The 19,834-nt window shown below is 42.6% G+C and carries 19 protein-coding genes and 2 other annotated features; of the genes, 16 read left to right on the forward strand and 3 right to left on the reverse strand.

Annotated features, from left to right (window positions below; translation table 11 throughout):
• Positions 1-17: 17 nt before the first annotated feature.
• The 7 genes from ytxC (at position 18) to NYE23_RS00690 (ending at position 5,823) form a co-directional block, all read left to right on the forward strand.
• Positions 18-902: a putative sporulation protein YtxC gene (gene ytxC, locus NYE23_RS00660; RefSeq protein ID WP_341074815.1), complete on the forward strand. Its 885-nt coding sequence runs from the start codon at positions 18-20 to the stop codon at positions 900-902.
• A 356-nt stretch (positions 903-1,258) separates the two neighbouring features.
• A complete protein-coding gene (gene thrS, locus NYE23_RS00665) occupies positions 1,259-3,190 on the forward strand; it encodes a threonine--tRNA ligase (RefSeq protein ID WP_341074816.1) in 1,932 nt (643 codons plus the stop codon).
• Positions 3,191-3,395: 205 nt separating this feature from the next.
• Positions 3,396-3,518, forward strand: a sequence feature (ribosomal protein L20 leader region).
• 175 nt (positions 3,519-3,693) lie between these two features.
• Entirely contained in the window at positions 3,694-4,197 is a 504-nt protein-coding gene (gene infC / locus NYE23_RS00670) for a translation initiation factor IF-3 (protein ID WP_061794096.1), read from the forward strand.
• A gap of 15 nt (positions 4,198-4,212) precedes the next feature.
• On the forward strand, positions 4,213-4,413 hold the full coding sequence (gene rpmI, locus NYE23_RS00675) for a 50S ribosomal protein L35 (RefSeq protein ID WP_009333215.1): 201 nt from the start codon (positions 4,213-4,215) through the stop codon (positions 4,411-4,413).
• Positions 4,414-4,439: 26 nt separating this feature from the next.
• The gene (rplT, locus tag NYE23_RS00680) at positions 4,440-4,799 is read left to right on the forward strand and encodes a 50S ribosomal protein L20 (protein WP_341074820.1); all 360 of its coding nucleotides are present in this window, start codon (positions 4,440-4,442) and stop codon (positions 4,797-4,799) included.
• A 116-nt stretch (positions 4,800-4,915) separates the two neighbouring features.
• The gene (locus NYE23_RS00685) at positions 4,916-5,188 is read left to right on the forward strand and encodes a DUF1294 domain-containing protein (RefSeq protein ID WP_341074821.1); all 273 of its coding nucleotides are present in this window, start codon (positions 4,916-4,918) and stop codon (positions 5,186-5,188) included.
• Between the two features lie 65 nt (positions 5,189-5,253).
• A complete protein-coding gene (locus tag NYE23_RS00690; protein ID WP_341074822.1) occupies positions 5,254-5,823 on the forward strand; it encodes a TVP38/TMEM64 family protein in 570 nt (189 codons plus the stop codon).
• Between the two features lie 29 nt (positions 5,824-5,852).
• Here NYE23_RS00690 and NYE23_RS00695 read toward each other — a convergent pair whose 3' ends face one another.
• The gene (locus NYE23_RS00695; protein ID WP_341074824.1) at positions 5,853-6,266 is read right to left on the reverse strand and encodes a sigma-w pathway protein ysdB; all 414 of its coding nucleotides are present in this window, start codon (positions 6,264-6,266) and stop codon (positions 5,853-5,855) included.
• A 141-nt stretch (positions 6,267-6,407) separates the two neighbouring features.
• Here NYE23_RS00695 and NYE23_RS00700 point away from each other — a divergent pair, with 141 nt between their 5' ends.
• Together NYE23_RS00700 and NYE23_RS00705 are read left to right on the forward strand one after the other, a co-directional pair.
• Positions 6,408-6,899, forward strand: coding sequence for a dUTP diphosphatase (locus tag NYE23_RS00700; protein WP_341074825.1), 492 nt, complete (start codon positions 6,408-6,410; stop codon positions 6,897-6,899).
• A 107-nt stretch (positions 6,900-7,006) separates the two neighbouring features.
• Positions 7,007-8,092: a M42 family metallopeptidase gene (locus NYE23_RS00705; RefSeq protein ID WP_341074826.1), complete on the forward strand. Its 1,086-nt coding sequence runs from the start codon at positions 7,007-7,009 to the stop codon at positions 8,090-8,092.
• A gap of 300 nt (positions 8,093-8,392) precedes the next feature.
• Here the strand turns inward: NYE23_RS00705 and sspI are convergent, their stop codons facing one another.
• Complete coding sequence (gene sspI, locus NYE23_RS00710) at positions 8,393-8,599, reverse strand: small acid-soluble spore protein SspI (protein WP_035330267.1); 207 nt, start codon at positions 8,597-8,599, stop codon at positions 8,393-8,395.
• A gap of 141 nt (positions 8,600-8,740) precedes the next feature.
• Between sspI and NYE23_RS00715 the strand changes: the two genes are divergently transcribed.
• The 3 genes from NYE23_RS00715 (at position 8,741) to pheT (ending at position 13,404) form a co-directional block, all read left to right on the forward strand.
• Complete coding sequence (locus NYE23_RS00715; RefSeq protein ID WP_341074827.1) at positions 8,741-9,490, forward strand: TrmH family RNA methyltransferase; 750 nt, start codon at positions 8,741-8,743, stop codon at positions 9,488-9,490.
• 76 nt (positions 9,491-9,566) lie between these two features.
• Positions 9,567-9,844: a binding site (T-box leader), on the forward strand.
• 65 nt (positions 9,845-9,909) lie between these two features.
• Complete coding sequence (gene pheS / locus NYE23_RS00720; RefSeq protein ID WP_159344865.1) at positions 9,910-10,947, forward strand: phenylalanine--tRNA ligase subunit alpha; 1,038 nt, start codon at positions 9,910-9,912, stop codon at positions 10,945-10,947.
• A 42-nt stretch (positions 10,948-10,989) separates the two neighbouring features.
• Positions 10,990-13,404, forward strand: a complete 2,415-nt coding sequence (gene pheT, locus NYE23_RS00725) for a phenylalanine--tRNA ligase subunit beta (RefSeq protein WP_341074830.1) — start codon at positions 10,990-10,992, stop codon at positions 13,402-13,404.
• Between the two features lie 205 nt (positions 13,405-13,609).
• Here the strand turns inward: pheT and rnhC are convergent, their stop codons facing one another.
• Positions 13,610-14,548, reverse strand: a complete 939-nt coding sequence (rnhC, locus tag NYE23_RS00730) for a ribonuclease HIII (protein ID WP_341074831.1) — start codon at positions 14,546-14,548, stop codon at positions 13,610-13,612.
• A 156-nt stretch (positions 14,549-14,704) separates the two neighbouring features.
• On the opposite strand from rnhC, the gene zapA reads away from it, so the two are divergent.
• The 4 genes from zapA to NYE23_RS00750 all read left to right on the forward strand — a co-directional run bounded on the left by zapA (position 14,705) and on the right by NYE23_RS00750 (position 19,834).
• Positions 14,705-14,971 carry a cell division protein ZapA gene (zapA, locus tag NYE23_RS00735; RefSeq protein ID WP_009333202.1) on the forward strand — a complete coding sequence of 89 codons (267 nt, stop codon included), beginning with the start codon at positions 14,705-14,707 and terminating at the stop codon, positions 14,969-14,971.
• A gap of 2 nt (positions 14,972-14,973) precedes the next feature.
• Positions 14,974-15,516, forward strand: a complete 543-nt coding sequence (locus tag NYE23_RS00740) for a CvpA family protein (RefSeq protein WP_341074833.1) — start codon at positions 14,974-14,976, stop codon at positions 15,514-15,516.
• A gap of 211 nt (positions 15,517-15,727) precedes the next feature.
• A complete protein-coding gene (gene polX, locus NYE23_RS00745) occupies positions 15,728-17,446 on the forward strand; it encodes a DNA polymerase/3'-5' exonuclease PolX (RefSeq protein WP_341074834.1) in 1,719 nt (572 codons plus the stop codon).
• 30 nt (positions 17,447-17,476) lie between these two features.
• Positions 17,477-19,834 (forward strand): endonuclease MutS2, encoded by a 2,358-nt coding sequence (locus NYE23_RS00750; RefSeq protein WP_341074835.1) that lies wholly within the window; start codon positions 17,477-17,479, stop codon positions 19,832-19,834.

The raw sequence follows: 19,834 nt of genomic DNA on the forward strand, positions 1-19,834 counted from the left end.
ATAAAGGGGGGATTTGGTTGATCGAAATCATTTTCCAGAGCAGCTCAGATGCGAGGAATTTCTATGAGCATCTTTCTGAACAGCTGCAGTCTTTTTGTCAATGTGATAATAATATTCTTCATTTTGAAGATCAACATATAGTCAGAGTTTCTGCTGAAAATAGCGGCAATGTCCTGAATACTGTTAAAACAGCATTTTTTCAATTTATCGTGAACCAGAAGCAGGATGATTGGTTTAAACGGATACTGATGGAGCATTATTATTATGAGGACGAAGGCGAGCAGCAGCAGATCCTTGAAATTATTCACTCTATCCTGGAAGGAAACCGTGAGGATCTTGCTGCGTTTGTCAGTGGCCTGGATGTAAAGGAAAGCTTAAAAAGCGCAATTGATCAGTTGTTTCAAGAAAACATTTTCTTTTCTTTTGATTCATTCGTGAAATTCCGGATGCGCCCGCTTATGAATGAAATGACCAAGTATGTTGAAGTCTCCATCGATGAGTACAAAATGGAACAGGAATATCAGATGTTCATTCATACATTGAGAGATTTCCTTTCAGGCAAGCAGCCAAAAATGAATACGATCCATGTCCTCATGGATGAAGGTGTTTATTTTTATGATGAGCAAATGTGTGAAATTAAACGCGGAGAGCTCTTAAGAATGATTGACCGCAAGCTATTATCCAATCATCCTGTATATGTGGATTCTGTTACGATTGCGCCGCTGCTCTCAATAGCGCCTTCAGCTATTTATCTCTATTCAGATGATTTTGACCAGCCGCTGGTCAGAACAATCCGCAATATTTTTGAAGAAAGGCTTCAATTAAGCTCTCTTGCAGCTTTTTATAATTATCAAAACGCCCATTCTTATGCTGATGATGAAAAATGTAAAAGATACCCTTGATTTTCCTGAAATAACAAACTATAATAACGTACATATTACAATAATCAAGCAAAAGTTGCGATGAGGATACGGGTATTCTAATACGGTTTAAAGAGAGGGAAGGCAAGGCTGAAACCTTCCTAACACGATCTGAATGCTTACCGCCTCTGAACTCCAGCCAGGAAATGGGCTGGCGGGAAAAGACCGTTATCTTACTACAGAGTCGTTTGTCTTCTATGAAAGCGAGAAGTAGGGTGGAACCGCGTGTTAATAATAACTCGTCCCTTTTTTAGGGACGGGTTTTTTTATTTTTAGTGTAAAACGCAGCAGCATCTGATTCAGATGTCTTGCGCTAACATAATAAGGGAGGAAATATCATGTCAGAAGTTGTTAAAGTTTCGTTTCCAGATGGAGCTGTAAAGGAGTTTTCAAAGGGAACGACAACAGAAGATATTGCAGCTTCGATCAGCCCGGGCCTTAAGAAAAAGGCAATTGCCGGCAAGCTGGATGGAGAAATGTATGATCTTCGCCGTCCAATCGAAAAGGATGGAGCTATTGAAATTGTAACACCGGACTCAAGCGATGCCCTGGAGGTTCTTCGCCACAGCACTGCCCATTTGATGGCTCAGGCGATCAAGCGTATATATAAAAATGTAAAGCTTGGGGTAGGACCAGTCATTGAAGGCGGATTTTATTATGATATCGACTTGGAAGAGTCGCTCTCACCAGAAGATCTTCCAGTGATTGAAAAAGAAATGAAAAAGATTATTAATGAAAACCTTGATATTGTCCGCAAAGAGGTCAGCCGCAATGAAGCGGTTGAGATGTACAAGGAAATAGATGACGAATATAAGCTTGAATTGATCAAGGCTATTCCTGAAGATGAAACAGTGACAATCTATGAGCAGGGAGAATTTTTTGACCTCTGCCGCGGTGTTCATGTTCCTTCTACAGGCAAATTGAAAGAGTTCAAACTATTAAGCATTGCCGGAGCGTATTGGAGAGGCGACAGTGACAATAAGATGCTTCAGCGGATCTATGGAACAGCTTTCTTCAAGAAAGAAGACCTGGCTGAGCATTTGCGTCTCCTTGAGGAAGCAAAAGAGCGTGACCACCGTAAAATCGGCAAAGAGCTTAACCTGTTCATGAATTCGCAAAAGGTAGGCCAGGGCCTGCCAATGTGGCTTCCAAAAGGGGCGACCATCCGCCGCAATATCGAGCGCTATATCGTGGATAAGGAAGAAAGATTGGGCTATGACCATGTATATACTCCAATTATGGGAAGCGTGGATCTTTATAAAACATCAGGCCACTGGGATCATTATCAGGAAGACATGTTCCCTGTAATGGAGATGGATAACGAACAGCTTGTTCTTCGTCCAATGAACTGCCCGCATCATATGATGATCTATAAGAATGGCATCCACAGCTACCGCGAACTGCCAATCCGTATTGCAGAGCTTGGAACAATGCACCGCTATGAAATGTCAGGAGCCTTATCCGGCCTTCAGCGTGTACGAGGCATGACTTTGAATGATGCACATATCTTTGTAAGACCTGACCAGATCAAGGAAGAGTTTAAGCGCGTAGTACATCTGATCCTTGAAGTATATAAAGACTTCGATATCAATGACTACTCATTCCGTCTTTCCTACAGAGATCCGCAGGATACTGAGAAGTACTTTGATGACGATGAAATGTGGGAAAAAGCACAGGCAATGCTTAAAGAAGCAATGGATGAAATCGGCCTCGATTATTTTGAGGCAGAAGGCGAAGCAGCTTTCTACGGTCCTAAATTGGATGTGCAAGTTAAAACTGCGCTTGGCAAGGATGAGACATTATCTACTGTCCAGCTGGACTTCCTGCTTCCTGAACGTTTTGACCTGACTTATGTAGGGGAAGATGGAAAGCCTCATCGCCCGGTCGTTATCCACCGCGGTGTTGTTTCCACTATGGAGCGTTTTGTAGCATTTCTGATTGAAGAATATAAGGGAGCGTTCCCAACTTGGCTTGCCCCAGTTCAAGTCCAGGTCATTCCGGTTTCTCCTGATATTCACTTTGATTATGCGAAAAAAGTCCAGGAGCAGCTTCAGGCAGAGGGCTTCCGCGTTGAGCTGGATGACCGCAATGAAAAGATCGGGTATAAGATCCGTGAAGCACAAATGCAAAAAACTCCATACATGCTTGTTGTTGGAGACAATGAAGTAGCTGAAAAAGCTGTCAATGTCCGCAAGTATGGAGAGCAAAAATCAGAAACTGTTTCATTTGAGGACTTCATCTCAGCACTAAAAGCTGAAGTTAAACGATAATAATCAAAAAGGGCTGCATGAGCTGCAGCCCTTTTTATGAGACAAACGAAAGAGCTGGCATTAAATTCATTTTGAAAAAATATTAAAATCGTATTGCCAAAAGCAATTAATTTTGTTATGCTTTTCTTCGTTGTGATAAAAGTTATTCGTTTGACACGGAATCATTCTTTGTGATATAGTAGCTAAGGTGAATTGAATACAGTTTGAGGAAAAGAAGAAGCACCCGCTTCTCACCTGATTGACGCAAAGTGCAGTTGGCAGGTTTACGTGAACATTTTCTGTTTATATACGTAAGTGTGGGTGTTTTCATCCGCACTTTTTTATTTGGTTAAAACAGCTCTGATTCCGTCACGGAAGAGAAATGTTGCATAACTTGCGATTCAGCTTTGGTCCGGTGCAGCTGACAGCTATAAAGTTGTCTGCTAAGCAGGCGCTTGCGCTTTTCTTGACCCAAACGTTGTGTTCGCATTAAACCTTGGAGGTGTCTAGCTATTAGCAAAGATATGTTGTTAAACGAGGGCATTCGCGCCCGCGAAGTCCGTCTTATTGACCAAAACGGCGAGCAGTTAGGTATTAAATCAAAATTCGACGCACTTGAAATTGCTTCTCGTGCCAATCTTGATCTTGTTCTGGTTGCACCGAGTGCGAAGCCTCCGGTAGCCCGTATCATGGACTACGGAAAGTTCAAATTCGAGCAGCAGAAGAAAGACAAAGAAGCTCGCAAAAACCAGAAGATTATCAGTATTAAAGAAGTTCGTCTTAGCCCGACTATTGAAGAGCATGACTTTAATACTAAACTTCGCAATGCTATTAAATTCCTTGAAAAAGGCGATAAAGTAAAAGCATCGATCCGATTCAAAGGACGTGCCATTACGCATAAGGAAATTGGCCAGCGTGTACTAATTCGATTCGCACAAGCATGCAATGAAGTTGCAACAGTGGAATCACATCCAAAAATGGATGGCCGAAGCATGTTTATGGTCTTAGCACCGAAAAACGACAAGTAAGAGGAGGAATTCCCAATGCCAAAAATGAAAACTCACCGCGGCGCTGCTAAGCGTTTCAAAAGAACAGGTTCTGGTAAACTGAAGCGTTCTCACGCTTACAGAAGCCATATGTTCGCGAACAAATCTCAAAAGCAAAAGCGTAAGCTTCGCAAAGGAACTCTTGTTTCTTCAGGCGATTACAAGCGCATCCGTAACTTATTAGTAAATCTTAAGTAATATCTCGAAATTAGGAGGGAAATAATATGCCACGTGTAAAAGGCGGTACAGTTACTCGCAAACGTCGTAAAAAAGTCATCAAATTAGCTAAAGGTTATTTCGGTTCAAAACATACATTATACAAAGTTGCTAACCAGCAGGTTATGAAATCCCTAATGTATGCTTACCGCGACCGTCGCCAGAAAAAGCGCGACTTCCGCAAACTTTGGGTTACTCGCATTAACGCAGCAGCTCGCATGAACGGTCTTTCTTACAGCCGTTTAATGCACGGTTTAAAGCTTGCTGGCATCGAAGTTAACCGCAAAATGCTTGCTGAATTAGCAATCGCTGACGAAAAAGCATTTGCTGAATTAGCATCAGTTGCAAAACAGCAGCTTAACAAGTAATAATTCATACAATAGCCATTCCCTATGGGGATGGCTTTTTTTTGCTTTTAATGGACAGAAAGCTTCCGTTTCATTTAAGCTCAATACAGACTTAATACATACAAAGGAGAAAGCTCATGATTAAAACAATTGCTCTTATCTATCTGATCATGAATGTGGTTGGTTTCTGCCTGATGAAGCTTGATAAAGAAAAAGCAAAACGGAATGAGTTCCGTATAAGCGAGAAGAACCTCTGGATCACAGCCTTTTTGAGCGGGGCAGCGGGAATGACTCTTGGTATGAAGACCTTCAGGCATAAAACGAAGCATGTTCAGTTTAAATGGGGACTGCCTTTCTTGGCATTGCTTGAAGCGGTCTTGCTTGTGTACCTGGTTATTCAATTGTCATAAATAGTCAGTGCCATCCATAAGCTTTAGGGAACACAGCAGGAAAGTCATCGGGGAGAGGTGAAGGCATGAATGATCAATTGACTTTATTGTTTGCTATGACAGAGACTGCTGGAATTCTAGCTCCCATTGCTTTTATCTTTTTTCATATTATCCGGCAGTTTCTATTTATTCCGGTACCGCTTGTCTGCATAACAGGGGGAGTTCTTTTTGGCAGCTTTTTTGGCTCTGTTTTCTCTCTTGCAGGGTTAATGATCAGCAGCATTCTTTTTTATTTTCTAATCACAAAAATGCCGGGGACACATGAAAAGCTTTCTTTGTTAAAGAAGCGGTGGTTCGGGGAGTATCGGAATTTAACTGTCGGCCAGGTTGCAGTTTTAAGGCTTATCCCTTTTATTCATTATCATTTGTTGAGCTTTTGTCTGATGGAAAGAAATAAAGGATTTAATCAGTATCTGAAAAATTCATGGATTACCAATTTGCCGCTGGCTGTTTTTTATACCGTTTTCGGAGAGTTCATCAGCAGATTTACTCCTTCAATGATTGTCCTGATTTTGCTGTCACTTTCTGTTTTAGTATTTGTACTGAGGGAAAAGGTGACAGTTATTAAATGGAAGGAATTCTTCAAAACAGCATAAAAAAAACGTTCGGGGCTGCCGAACGTTTTTTAAAGATGATCTTTAATTTCCTCGCCTGGAGAAGCTGTTTTATGCATGAACTCCTTCACAGGGCTTTTCCAGTCAATTTTTGCAGTAGGATAGGCCTCGGTTATCTTCCTTTCAATAAAAAGAAAATCCTCCCTTACCATCCCTTTAAGGGCCGATGCATTGTGCGGCCAGATGAAAATGGAGACCACATCAAAAGCATTATCAGTGGTACCCAAATACTTTTCGCCTTCAAATAAAACCCCTTTATACGTAATCAGGAAGTTCTTCCTGACATTTTCCTGGTCATCCCAAAAATAATATCGTTTCTGTTCGTGGGCAAGCTCTAGCTTTCTCTTGGAATTGAGAAGATATTTTACCGCGGTGTATATAAGAAATAGAATCAGAGCAAACAATAGCATACGCAGGAGCCACATAGTAACCAGCCCTCCATTATTATTTTCCTTACTATACGGGTGAGATTTAAAAAAGTTTCAACTTTTTTGCGATTTGTTATAATTTTTTTGATGGGCATTATAATGGAAGTTAATCTTTAATTTTATATAGGACGGTGGAAAATGAATTATCAGCAATTATTCCAAATGCAAAAAGGGCTGGACAGCCATATAGAATCAAACCATGGTTTAGAGGAAGAAGATTTATTTGAGCGTAAGATACTCGCGCTGCTTGTCGAATTGGGAGAGCTTGCTAATGAGACAAGATGCTTTAAGTTCTGGAGCCTTAAGCCTTCCTCCCCTCAGGAAACAGTATTGGAAGAGTTTGTAGACGGTATACATTTTATTTTATCGCTTGGAATTGAATGCGGATTTGACGGGGAAAAGGACTTTGCTGCTATGTTGGAAAAGGCGGCTTCAGTGAATGGCCAGTTCTTGTCTGTTTATGAAGCTATCGGAAAGTTTCGGACCAGCCGTACTTTAATGGATTATAAAGAGCTTATTGCAGCCTACTTACATCTTGGGGAAATGCTTGGATTTAACTCTTCGCATATAGAAAAAGCATATATAGACAAAAATGAAGTAAATTATAAAAGGCAGGCCGAAGGATACTAAATACTTTTTCCGCCTTCAGCCTTAGGGATTATCCGTCTGATAATTCTTTATATTGAATCCGATGTTCGGTATAATATGATTAAATATATATTAAGGGAGTCGAAATGATGGCTAAATTAGATGAAACGTTAACGATGCTTAAAGACTTAACAGATGCGAAAGGAATACCGGGAAATGAGCGTGAACCTCGCGATGTTATGAAAAAATACATAACAGCATATGCTGATGAAGTGACAACAGATGGACTGGGGAGCCTCATTGCTAAAAAAAACGGCAAAGAAGGCGGCCCGAAGATCATGGTAGCCGGCCACTTGGATGAAGTAGGATTTATGGTAACAAACATTGATGATAAAGGTTTCATCCGCTTCCAGACAGTTGGCGGCTGGTGGTCGCAGGTTATGCTGGCACAGCGCGTGACGATTGTAACGTCCAAAGGAGATGTTACCGGGGTAATTGGTTCAAAACCGCCGCATATCTTATCACCGGATGCGCGCAAAAAGCCTGTTGAGATTAAAGACATGTTCATTGATATTGGTGCCTCAAGTCGTGAAGAAGCAAAAGAATGGGGAGTAAAACCTGGTGACATGGTGGTTCCATATTTCGAATTCACGGTTATGAATAATGAAAAGATGCTTTTGGCGAAAGCCTGGGATAACCGCATTGGCTGTGCAATTGCCATAGATGTGCTAAAAGAATTAAAAGATGCTGAACATCCAAATGAAGTTTATGGTGTAGGAACGGTACAGGAAGAGGTTGGTCTTCGCGGAGCCCGAACATCTGCGCAAAAAATCGAGCCGGATATCGCATTTGGCGTAGATGTTGGAATCGCAGGCGATACACCGGGGATTTCTGAAAAAGAGGCCATGAGCAAAATGGGCAAAGGGCCGCAAATCATCCTTTATGATGCATCAATGGTCTCTCACAAAGGCCTGCGTGACCTTGTAACAGACACTGCAGATGAACTGAATATCCCTTATCAATTTGATGCCATCGCTGGCGGAGGAACAGATTCAGGAGCCATTCATGTTACACATAATGGAGTACCATCCCTTTCAATCACCATTGCAACACGGTATATCCATTCCCATGCAGCAATGCTTCACCGCGATGACTATGAAAATGCAGTTAAGCTGATTGCTGAAGTGATTAAGAAGCTTGACAGGGAAACAGTTGATAAGATTACATTTGAATAAAATGAAAAAACTCCGGCTCTTTCCGGAGTTTTTTCCGTTTTATCGCAGTCTAACGGGCAGTAAGACCCCCACTTCAAAACTCAGAGAAATCAAAGGAGGATAAGTGGGGGTCAAACTGCCCGTAAAGGCCCGATTGGTGAGATACAGTGAAACTTGCCGACGCGCAGGCAGAGGCTTAGTTGAACCAATCGGGTTCGTAGTGTCGATTGATCGAAGCGCTAGCGGAGATCTTAGCGACACTAGAACGCGACTAACAATCAGTGGGGGATAAGGAAAACCCCCACTGATTGAAGTTTCACTTTATTTAAGACTGCTCTCCAAAGTTTGAAGCATTTCCAGCTTGTCTTCTTCAGAGGAGTTTTTCCAGATTACCTCAAATAATACACCTAAGCCAGGCAGCATTTTTTCTTCCCCATTTTGAATGGCATCCACGATTGTATCTTTCAGTTCATCTTGAGAGTTGCCTGATACATTGTGTAAAATGGCATTGCGCAGGTTTAAATTCACCTTAATGCACTCCTTCCAGATTTAATTCGTTATTATCTTCTCTAATTTTGCTTTTATTATGTATTTCAAATAAGCTATAATGAAAAAACTGTACAGAAAAATTCCGGTTTTACGGGATTTTCTTTAAAAGGAGAGACCGTGTTGAAGCATATACAATCTGCAAAAAACCCAAAAGTTAAAGAATGGAAAAAACTTCTGGCCAGAAAAGAGCGTGACAAAACAGAAACCTTTTTAGTTGAAGGTTTTCATCTGGTGGAAGAAGCACTTAAAGCCAATCAAATAGCAGAAATAATCATTAATGAAAATAAAAATATGCCTCCCGGCTTGGATTATGGCGACATCCCTGTAACAATGGTTACAGATGAAATCATCGGGCTGCTGGCGGATACCGAAACACCACAGGGAATTTTTGCTGTCTGCAGCCAAGAACCATCCACCGAGGAAGTGAAAGGAAAACGGTTTTTATTAGTTGATGCCGTCCAGGATCCTGGCAATCTGGGTACGATGATCAGGACGGCAGATGCTGCTGGCATCGATGCCGTTATTGTGGGTGAAGGCAGCGTTGACGCATATAACCCGAAGGTGCTTAGATCTGCACAGGGCAGCCACTTTCATTTGCCGGTTTTAAGAGGAAACCTTTCTGACTGGATCGTAAGACTGAAAGAAAGTAATGTACCTGTCTATGGAACAGCTTTGGAAAATGCCCGGGAATACACACAATTTGAGTCCTCTGATTCCTTCGCACTGCTCGTTGGAAATGAAGGGAACGGGGTGAATAAAGAACTCCTGGCTAATACAGCAGCAAATCTTTATATACCGATTTTCGGGAAAAGCGAATCACTTAATGTGGCTGTGGCGGCCGGAATTCTTCTTTACCATCTAAGAAAATAGAAAATGGGCGCCAATTTTATGAAAACCGTTTGAAACAGCCTCAAGAATGTAATATAATTAACAGCAAAATTATAATAACAAAACGATGACGGAGACCAGTACCTTGCAGTCAGCCTTTTCAGGGAGAAAATGCCTAAGACTGAAAGCATTTTTACAGGAAATGCAAGAGAAGTTTCACCTCCTGAGTTGGCATCGGGACCATTGAAAAGTAATGTTGAGCTCTGCTTAGCGAGCCGCTTCCGCTTTTTGATGTAAAGATGTACCGGCATAAGCCGTTATCCCAATGAAGTGAACACGTGCATGAAGTACATATATGTGTTAAAAAGGGTGGTACCGCGAAACCTCGTCCCTTTATGGGGATAGAGGTTTTTTATTTTGGCCAAAAAAGTAAAAGTATTAATTTCAAGGAGGATTTTCAGATGCAAGAGCGTTTAAAGGAACTGCAAACTGAAGCGTTAGAAAAGATCAGCACAGCAGCTGATTTGAAAGAGCTAAATGATATCCGTGTATCCTATTTAGGCAAAAAAGGCCCGATTACTGAAGTGCTTAAAGGAATGGGGAAATTGTCTGCGGAAGAGCGTCCAAAAATGGGAGCCCTTGCGAATGAAGTGCGGGACAGCATTGCTGCCGGAATTGAGGAAAAGCAAAAGCATCTGGAGGAAGCGGCTGTTCAGGAAAAACTGGCTGCCGAAAAAATTGATGTCACTCTTCCAGGAAGACCTGTTAAATCAGGAAATCACCATCCGCTGACGCGAATTATTGAAGAAATCGAAGATTTGTTCATTGGAATGGGTTATACAGTAGCTGAAGGCCCTGAAGTTGAAAAAGATTATTATAATTTTGAAGCATTGAATCTTCCTAAAGGCCATCCTGCCCGGGATATGCAGGATTCCTTCTATATTACAGAAGACATTCTCCTTCGAACCCATACTTCGCCGGTACAGGCAAGAACAATGGAGAAGCATGAAGGCAAGGGACCAGTTAAAATCATCTGCCCGGGTAAAGTATATCGCCGTGATAATGACGACGCTACACACTCCCACCAGTTCATGCAAATAGAGGGACTTGTTGTAGATGAAAATATCCGCATGACTGATTTAAAAGGAACATTGGAGGTCTTTGCAAAGAAAATGTTCGGTGATGACAGGGAAATCCGTCTTCGCCCAAGTTTCTTCCCGTTTACAGAGCCATCTGTGGAAATGGATATTTCCTGTAAAATTTGCGGCGGAAAAGGCTGCAGCGTATGTAAAGGCACTGGCTGGATTGAAATTCTTGGTGCAGGAATGGTTCATCCAAATGTTCTTGAGATGGCAGGCTTCGATTCTAAGAAATACACAGGCTTTGCATTCGGAATGGGTCCTGAGCGAATTGCCATGCTGAAGTATGGAGTAGATGATATTCGTCACTTCTACACAAATGATGTGCGTTTCTTGAAGCAATTTTCAATTCATGAATAATTAGAAAGCCCGGATCTAGGGATTAACTAAGGAGGATCACAAATGTTCGTTTCATATAAATGGCTGCAGGAATATGTTGATTTATCAGGCGTTACACCTGCAGAGCTTGCAGAAAAGATTACTAAAAGCGGTATTGAAGTTGAAGGCGTAGAGGTTTTGAATGAAGGCATCAAAGGTGTTGTTGTAGGGCATGTCCTTGAAAGGGAACAGCACCCAAATGCTGATAAACTGAATAAATGTTTAGTCGATACAGGGGCTGGTGAGCCTGTACAGATCATATGCGGTGCCCCGAATGTGGATAAGGGACAGAAAGTGGCCGTGGCTACAGTAGGAGCTGTGCTTCCAGGCAATTTTAAAATAAAGCGTGCCAAGCTTCGCGGTGAAGAATCGAATGGTATGATCTGTTCGCTTCAAGAGCTCGGCATTGAAAGCAAGCTGATTGCAAAGGAATACTCTGAAGGCATTTATGTTTTTCCTAATGATACAGAGGTTGGCCAGGATGCTCTTGAACAGCTTAATCGTGACGACCAGATTCTGGAGCTTGGATTGACTCCGAACCGCTCTGACTGCTTAAGCATGCTGGGTGTTGCATATGAAGTGGCAGCTATTTTAGGAAGGGAAGTAAAGCTTCCTGAGCCGCAGGCTGATTCTATTTCTGAAAAAGCTTCTGATTATATTGAAGTTCAGGTGGACGCAAAAGAAGATAATCCTCTTTACGTTGCGAAGGTTGTAAAAAATGTAAAGGTTGGCCCATCTCCGGTATGGATGCAGGCGCGTTTAATGGCAGCAGGCATTCGTCCTCACAATAACGTGGTGGATATCACAAACTATATTTTGCTTGAATACGGCCAGCCGCTGCATGCTTTCGATTATGACCGGCTGGGATCAAAGCAAATCCTTGTCCGCAGAGCAAATGATGGCGAAGTGATTATCACTCTTGATGATGCAAAGCGTAAGTTAACATCAGATCATCTTTTAATAACAAATGGGACAGAGCCAATTGCACTTGCGGGTGTCATGGGCGGGGCCAATTCTGAAGTACAGTCGGACACAAAAAATGTACTTATCGAATCAGCGTATTTTAAAGGGGCAACGGTTAGAAAAGCTTCAAAAGACCATGGATTAAGAAGCGAAGCAAGTGCACGCTTTGAAAAAGGTGTGGATCCAAACAGAGTTAGAGCTGCTGGGGAAAGAGCTGTTCAATTGCTTGCACAATATGCGGGCGGGGAAGTGCTTGAAGGTTCTGCGGAAGCAGATGCACTGCAAGTGGAGCCTGCTGTTGTGTCTGTAACGCTTGAAAAAATCAATCGTGTCCTTGGCACGAAATTATCCATGAAAGAAGTAGAGGATATTTTTGCCCGACTTCAATTTGCAACGAATACTGATAACGATACAATTACAGTTACAGTTCCAACTCGCAGAGGCGACATCACGATTGAAGAAGACCTGATTGAAGAAGTTGGCCGATTATTTGGCTACGATAACCTGGCATCAACTTTACCGGTTGGTTCATCAACACCAGGGCATCTTACTCAATACCAGAACAAACGCAGATTGGTCCGCCGCTGCCTTGAAGGTGCGGGACTTTATCAGGCAGTAACTTATTCATTAACAAATGAAGCAAAAGCGACTCAATATGCACTGGAAGAACGCAAGCCTGTGCAGCTGGCAATGCCTATGAGTGAAGATCGCAGTCTGCTTCGATTAAGTATTGTTCCTCAGCTTCTGGAGGTATTAAAATATAATTCGGCTCGCCAGAACGACAGCCTGGCTGTTTATGAAACAGGAGCAGTGTTCCTCTCCAATGGAGAAGAGGAATTGCCTGAAGAGCGTGAGCATCTTGCCGGTGCGGTTACTGGCCTATGGCACAGCCATCCATGGCAGGGAGAAAAGAAGCCGGTTGATTTCTACGTTGTAAAAGGTATCCTTGAAGGATTATTTGAAAAGCTGGGACTTTCTGATAAGATTGAATTCCGTCAAGCGCAAAAGGATGGAATGCATCCTGGCAGAACTGCAGAAGTATTGCTTTCCGGGGAATCAGTGGGATTTGTTGGCCAAATCCATCCGACTGTCGAAAAAGAGCTTGATTTGAAAGAAACCTATGCATTTGAGCTATCATTAAAGGCGATTCTGGAAGAAGAAGTTTCACCTTTGCAGTATGAAGCTATTCCGCGTTTCCCTTCAATCACAAGAGATATTGCACTTGTAGCAGATCAGGGAACTGCAGCAGGCGAGCTTAAAGGTATCATTAAAGAAGCTGGCGGCAAATTATTGAAAGACGTCCATGTTTTTGACTTGTACGAAGGCGAACGGATGGAGCCAGGCAAAAAATCGCTTGCTTTCTCCCTTAAATACTTCGACCCTGAACGTACTCTAACGGATGAAGATGTAACAAAAGCGCATGACAAAGTATTAGAAGCTGTGAAGGAAAAAGCCGGAGCAGTATTGAGAGGATAAAATGAGGAAGGCAGCCTGGGGGCTGCCTTTTCTTTGTTTGGCCGATAAAAGAGCTCGTTTGGCCTATATATCTCTCATTTTGACTGATAAATACCCAATAATGGCCGATAAACTCTGATTATTGGCCGACAAAGATATACTTAAAAGGATGGTCTCCTTAAACGTTAAAAAAGAAGCCAATCTCCCTAAATTGACTGCGTCATCATCAGTTGTACTTCCTGCTATACAGCTTCATTGCCTTTTCAGTATTCGCAAAGTGCAGTTTTACAAAAGAAGGCAATACCTCTCGCCCTTTTTCCTTAATAAGCCGGGCAGCTGCCTCATCAACCTTCGGACCGGCGCCTTTAGTGAGCCGGAAACCGGCCTTTGTGCTAAGGTTTTCAAAGTGGCGCACAAACGCATAGCGTGCCAGGATGGATGCTGCTGCAACTGCCAGATGAATTCCTTCCGCTTTTGTGCTGAAAAAGACCCGCTCCCTCTGTATGGTCTGCTGGTTTTTCAAATAGTTGAAGTAAATTTCTTCCTTGGCAAATTGGTCAATCAGAATGGCTTCAGGCTTTTCAGGAGAGATTTTTCCTAGAACATGCCCGATTGCCTGATTGTGCAGCAATGCTTTAATTTTCCCCTGTGACATCCCTGATTGCTGAAGCTTATTGTATTTTTCATTATGCAGTGTTAATAGGCTGTGGGGAACGATATCTTTAATCTGTTTTGCGATTTCAATGATTTTTTCATCTCCCAGATTTTTTGAATCCTTAACTCCAAGCTCCTTCAGCAAAGGGATTTGCTCTTTTTTTACGTAAGCTGCAACCACCGTAATGGGGCCAAAATAATCCCCGGTGCCCACTTCATCTGAACCTATGACTGAAAGGGAACTGATATTTTCCGGGAGATTTGCTGCGGCAGGGCTGGTTTTTTTGCTGGGCTGTGCACTGTGTGCGGTATCTCCCCACTTTTTAGCCTCTGCTTCACATCCGCTCCCCTGGAAGAGGACCTTGCCTGATTTATAGGCAGTGATCGAACATCCTGGCACTTTTGCAGCAAATACGCTTCCTGGAGGCTGCTTGTCATTTAGGCTGCCTGAATAATGGGCCTTCATTTTTGAGATTTCACTTGCTTTTTTTAAAAGTACTACCTGGCTCATATTAATTCTCCTCATCTTCGTTTACTGTTGAATTTATTACCTGTATTTGGAAAAATATTGCATTACCCGAGCTATTCTGACATGCTTTGACTTCCCACCAATATGCGTTCGTGTTATGATATTGATTAGGATTCTTTAAAGAAGGGGGCATGGACGTTGTCAGAGATACAAAGAAACCGAACAAGTGTAGATATTTATGGACAGCAATATGTAATAGTTGGCTCAGAAAGCTCCAGCCATGTTCGCCTTGTCGCTTCGCTGGTTGACGATAAAATGCGTGAGATCAGTTCGAAGAATCCTTCACTCGACATTAGTAAGCTGGCCGTGCTGACCGCAGTCAATGCTGTTAATGATTATATAAAGCTAACAGACCGTCTGGAACGGCTGGAAAACGAATTAAATAGAGTAAAGGACGGAAAGTAGTCATGCTGGATCTTGCAATTATCATTATTTTGGTTTTTGGTTTTTTAATAGGCTTGAAAAGAGGGTTTATCCTCCAATTAATTCATCTCACCGGATTCATTATTGCTTTCATTGTTGCCCGTATGTATTACGGTGAGCTTGCGCCTAAGCTGACCTTATGGGTGCCATATCCAAGCTTTAGCAGTGACTCGGCGATTAAGACGTTATTTGAGAATGCAGATCTTGAAGATGCTTACTATCGCGCCATTGCATTTGTCGTGATTTTTTTTGCGGTAAAAATATTACTTCAGATTATTGGAAGCATGCTCGACTTTGTTGCCCATCTTCCGGTCCTGAAACAGCTGAATGTTTGGGCTGGCGGAATTCTCGGATTTATCGAAGTCTATCTTATCATGTTTATTCTATTATACATAGCAGCACTCGTTCCAATTGAAGTCCTGCAGGGGCCGATCAATAATTCCTTTATGGCAGAATTAATGGTTAAGAATACGCCTGTTCTCTCTAACCAGCTCAAAGAAATGTGGGTTGAATATATGGCTGCGTAACTTCTCTATTTCTAGAGAAGTTTTCTTTTTGAGAGACAAGTAAGACTTTGAACGTCGATAACTGTCTAGCTCCAGCGCCTACCCCCTTGAGGTGTTGGGGGTGGGCAAGGCGCTTCCTCTTTTCTTAAAATAGCCATGATTTGAAGTTGCACTGCAAAATAAGAGATAATACGGATACGAATACGAATACAGTTACGGGCAGGTGGTTTTCATGGGCATAAATAAAAAAGATGTTGTCAGACTTTTAGAAACAATCGCTGTTTATATGGAGTTAAAAGGAGAAAATCCGTTCAAGACAGCCGCCTTCCGAAAAGCGGCACTCGCACTTGAATCAAATGATGAAAGCTTGACTGAAATTGATGACTTTACAAAGCTATCCGGTATTGGAAAAGGAACCGCTGCTGTTATAGAGGAGTACATCAAAGAAGGAAAGTCTTCCGTTCTGGATGAACTGAAAGAAGAAGTCCCTGCTGGATTAATTCCTCTGCTTCAGCTCCCGGGACTTGGCGGCAAGAAAATTGCCAAGCTATATAAAGAGCTGGGCGTCGAAAATGCTGCAGACCTTGAGGATGCATGCCGCAATAAGAAGGTCCGGGGACTGGCAGGCTTCGGGGAAAAATCTGAAGATAAGATACTCTCTGCCCTTGAAAATGCAGGAACCAGACCGGAACGGCTCCCGCTTGCATTCATGCTGCCGATAGCAGAAGGCATAGAAGCAGCCCTGGCTGAAATGAAGGATATAAATAAGTATTCAAGGGCAGGAAGCTTAAGGAGAATGAGGGAAACAATCAAAGACCTCGACTTTATTATAGCTACTGACAATCCTGCTTCTGTCAAAGAACAGTTATTAAGTCTAGCCGGCATCAAAGAAGTAATTGCCGCAGGAGATACAAAGGTTTCCGTGGTGTTTCAGCATTCCTATGATATATCGGCTGATTTCCGATTAGTTGAGCCGCATGAATTTGCTACAACACTCCATCACTTTACTGGATCAAAGGACCATAATGTCAGAATGCGCCAGCTTGCAAAAGAGCGCGGGGAAAAAATCAGTGAATATGGAGTCGAAAATACAGAAACAGGCGAAATCCTTACTTTTAAAGATGAAGAGGAATTTTACGCCCATTTCGGACTTCCGCTCTTCCCGCCTGAAATTAGAGAAGATGGGAAAGAAGTGGATGAATATACGCAAGACATGGAATTAATATCTCTTGAAGATATTAAGGGTGATCTTCATATGCACTCAACCTGGAGTGATGGTGCCTATTCCATAGAGGAAATGATCGAAGCGTGCCGTGCCCGCGGCTATAAATACATGGCTATTACAGACCATTCCCAGTACCTGAGAGTGGCGAACGGTTTAACAGCCGAAAGGCTTCGCAGACAGAAAGAAGAAATAAAGCAGCTTAATGAGCAATTCAGTGATTTCACAATATTATCAGGGGTAGAAATGGATATTTTGCCTGACGGATCGCTCGATTATGACGATGAACTTCTGGAGGAGCTGGACATTGTCATTGCTTCCATCCATTCTTCTTTTTCACAGCCGAAGGAAAAAATCATGGACCGTTTGAAAACGGCGCTGCAGAATGCCCATGTAGACATTATTGCCCACCCTACGGGAAGATTGATCGGCCGCAGGGAAGGCTATGAAGTAGACATGGAAATGCTCATCGAGCTCGCCAGGGAAACAAATACAGCCCTTGAGCTGAATGCAAATCCGAACCGGCTTGATCTTGCTGCTGAACATATCAGACAAGCTCAGGAAGCCGGTGTGAAAATAGTGATTAATACAGATGCACATAAAATAGACACTCTAAATCACATGGAAATCGGTGTTTCTGCGGCAAAGAAAGGATGGATCAAGAAAGAATCCGTTCTAAATGCCATGGAAACAGAAGATTTGCTCAAATTTCTGAGAGAACGCCAGTAAGAAAATTGGGCATGAAAGGGGAAAGTCCTCATGCAAGAAAGAGTATTGAAGATACTTGAGTTCAATAAAGTGAAGGAACAGCTGCTGGAACATGTTTCTTCATCCTTGGGAAGAAAAAAGGCCATAAATATTCTTCCTTCAACTGACTATGAAGAAGTAATCCGCAGGCAGGAAGAAACAGATGAAGCCGTAACAGTGCTTAGAATTAAAGGGAATGTACCGCTTGGCGGCATTTTTGATATCCGTCCTCATGTGAAGCGGGCGGTTATTGGCGGAATGCTAAGTCCCCAGGAACTTAACCAGATAGCCAGCACGATTCATGCAAGCAGGCAGATGAAACGATTCATCGAGGAATTTGCCGAGGAAGAAAGCAGTCTGCCGATCTTATTGGGGTATACAGATAAAATTATCGTTCTGGCCGATTTGGAAACATCTATCCGCAATGCGGTCGATGACAATGGGGAAGTTCTTGATAGTGCGAGCGAGACTCTCCGTTCCCTTCGAAATCAGCTTCGTACGAAAGAATCGCGTGTAAGGGAGCGGCTGGAGAGTATGATTCGGTCTTCCAGTGCACAAAAAATGCTTTCCGATGCGATTATTACAATCCGAAATGACCGATTTGTCATACCTGTAAAGCAGGAGTACCGGGGGCATTATGGAGGCATAATCCATGACCAAAGTTCATCAGGCCAGACATTATTCATTGAGCCCGCGTCCATTGTTCAGCTGAACAATGAATTACAGGGCATCAGGGTAAAAGAACAGCAGGAGATTGAACGGATTCTCATAGCGCTATCAGGACAGACAGCTGAGAATAGCAGTGAACTGGAAACCATTGTAGATGTGCTCGGAGAAGTCGATTTTACGTTTGCGAAAGCCAGATACAGTAAACGCATCAAAGCCTCCAAGCCAAAAATTAATAATCAAGGGAAAATTTCATTATTCAAAGCCCGGCATCCGCTTATACCAATTGATGAAGTGGTGGCAAATGATATAAAGCTTGGAGATGATTATTCAACCATAGTCATAACGGGACCTAATACCGGCGGTAAGACAGTTACCTTAAAAACAGTAGGGCTTTGTACATTAATGGCACAGGCCGGTTTGCAAATTCCGGCGCTTGATGGTTCTGAAACGGCTGTCTTCGGAAATGTTTATGCTGATATCGGAGATGAACAGTCAATTGAACAAAGCTTAAGTACCTTTTCTTCTCATATGGTTAATATCGTGGATATCCTTAACCAGGTTGATTTCAATAGTCTGGTTTTATTCGATGAGCTTGGTGCAGGCACAGATCCGCAGGAAGGTGCAGCTCTCGCGATTTCCATTCTTGATGAAGTATACAAGCGGGGTGCAAGAGTTATTGCCACAACTCATTACCCTGAACTGAAAGCCTATGGCTATAACAGAGAAGGAGTTATCAATGCCAGTGTAGAATTTGATATTGAAACGCTAAGTCCAACCTATAAGCTGCTGATTGGGGTTCCGGGCCGAAGCAATGCTTTTGAAATATCCAAACGGCTTGGGCTCAATGATCAAGTGATTGAGACAGCACGATCCTATATCGGAACAGATACAAATCAGGTTGAAAATATGATTGCTTCGCTGGAGGAAAGCCGCAGACAAGCAGAGGCTGACATGGCCGAAGCCAATGACTTTTTAAAAAGCGCAGAAAAACTCCATAAAGATCTGCAAAAGCAAATGGCTGAATTTTATGAGCAAAAAGATGCTATGCATGAGAAGGCTGCAGAGAAAGCCGGCGATATCGTTGAGAAAGCAAAGGCTGAAGCGGAAGAGATTATCCGTGACTTAAGAAAGATGCGGATGGAGAAACATGCTGAGGTGAAGGAGCATGAGCTGATAGAAGCAAAGAAACGCCTGTCCGATGCTGCACCTCAGATAAGCACAGCCAAAAATAAACTAAAGCCAAAGAATAATAAACACGTTTTTGAAGCCGGCGATGAAGTTAAGGTTCTGAGTTTTGGGCAAAAGGGGCATCTGCTTGAAAAGGTCTCTGAGAACGAATGGCTGGTACAGATTGGTATCCTGAAAATGAAAGTGGCCGAAAAGGATCTGGAATACATTAAAAGCCCAAAACCTGTAGAAACAAAACCGGTCGCAACGGTGAAAGGAAGAGATTTTCACGTAAGCCTTGAGCTTGATTTACGGGGCGAGCGCTATGAAAACGCGCTCTTAAGAGTGGAGAAGTATATAGACGATGCCCTGCTGGCTGGATATCCCCGTGTCTCCATCATTCATGGTAAAGGGACTGGTGCATTGAGGCAGGGTGTTCAGGAATATTTGAGAAATCACAGATCAGTAAAGAAAATCCGGTTTGGAGAAGCTGGAGAAGGCGGCACAGGGGTTACAATCGTTGAATTCAAATAA

The sequence above is a fragment of the Cytobacillus sp. FSL H8-0458 genome (assembly GCF_038002165.1).
Taxonomy (GTDB): Bacteria; Bacillota; Bacilli; order Bacillales; family Cytobacillaceae; genus Cytobacillus.

Excerpts from the sequence above, each read along its gene's own strand:
- NYE23_RS00705 (WP_341074826.1), top strand. The coding sequence starts at position 7,007 with ATGGCTAAATTAGATGAAACGTTAACGATGCTTAAAGACTTAACAGAT.
- NYE23_RS00695 (WP_341074824.1), bottom strand. The coding sequence starts at position 6,266 with ATGTGGCTCCTGCGTATGCTATTGTTTGCTCTGATTCTATTTCTTATA.
- NYE23_RS00700 (WP_341074825.1), top strand. The coding sequence starts at position 6,408 with ATGAATTATCAGCAATTATTCCAAATGCAAAAAGGGCTGGACAGCCAT.
- pheS (WP_159344865.1), top strand. The coding sequence starts at position 9,910 with ATGCAAGAGCGTTTAAAGGAACTGCAAACTGAAGCGTTAGAAAAGATC.
- thrS (WP_341074816.1), top strand. The coding sequence starts at position 1,259 with ATGTCAGAAGTTGTTAAAGTTTCGTTTCCAGATGGAGCTGTAAAGGAG.
- rpmI (WP_009333215.1), top strand. The coding sequence starts at position 4,213 with ATGCCAAAAATGAAAACTCACCGCGGCGCTGCTAAGCGTTTCAAAAGA.
- pheT (WP_341074830.1), top strand. The coding sequence starts at position 10,990 with ATGTTCGTTTCATATAAATGGCTGCAGGAATATGTTGATTTATCAGGC.
- NYE23_RS00740 (WP_341074833.1), top strand. The coding sequence starts at position 14,974 with ATGCTGGATCTTGCAATTATCATTATTTTGGTTTTTGGTTTTTTAATA.
- NYE23_RS00690 (WP_341074822.1), top strand. The coding sequence starts at position 5,254 with ATGAATGATCAATTGACTTTATTGTTTGCTATGACAGAGACTGCTGGA.
- rnhC (WP_341074831.1), bottom strand. The coding sequence starts at position 14,548 with ATGAGCCAGGTAGTACTTTTAAAAAAAGCAAGTGAAATCTCAAAAATG.
- NYE23_RS00750 (WP_341074835.1), top strand. The coding sequence starts at position 17,477 with ATGCAAGAAAGAGTATTGAAGATACTTGAGTTCAATAAAGTGAAGGAA.
- rplT (WP_341074820.1), top strand. The coding sequence starts at position 4,440 with ATGCCACGTGTAAAAGGCGGTACAGTTACTCGCAAACGTCGTAAAAAA.
- polX (WP_341074834.1), top strand. The coding sequence starts at position 15,728 with ATGGGCATAAATAAAAAAGATGTTGTCAGACTTTTAGAAACAATCGCT.
- NYE23_RS00685 (WP_341074821.1), top strand. The coding sequence starts at position 4,916 with ATGATTAAAACAATTGCTCTTATCTATCTGATCATGAATGTGGTTGGT.
- infC (WP_061794096.1), top strand. The coding sequence starts at position 3,694 with ATGTTGTTAAACGAGGGCATTCGCGCCCGCGAAGTCCGTCTTATTGAC.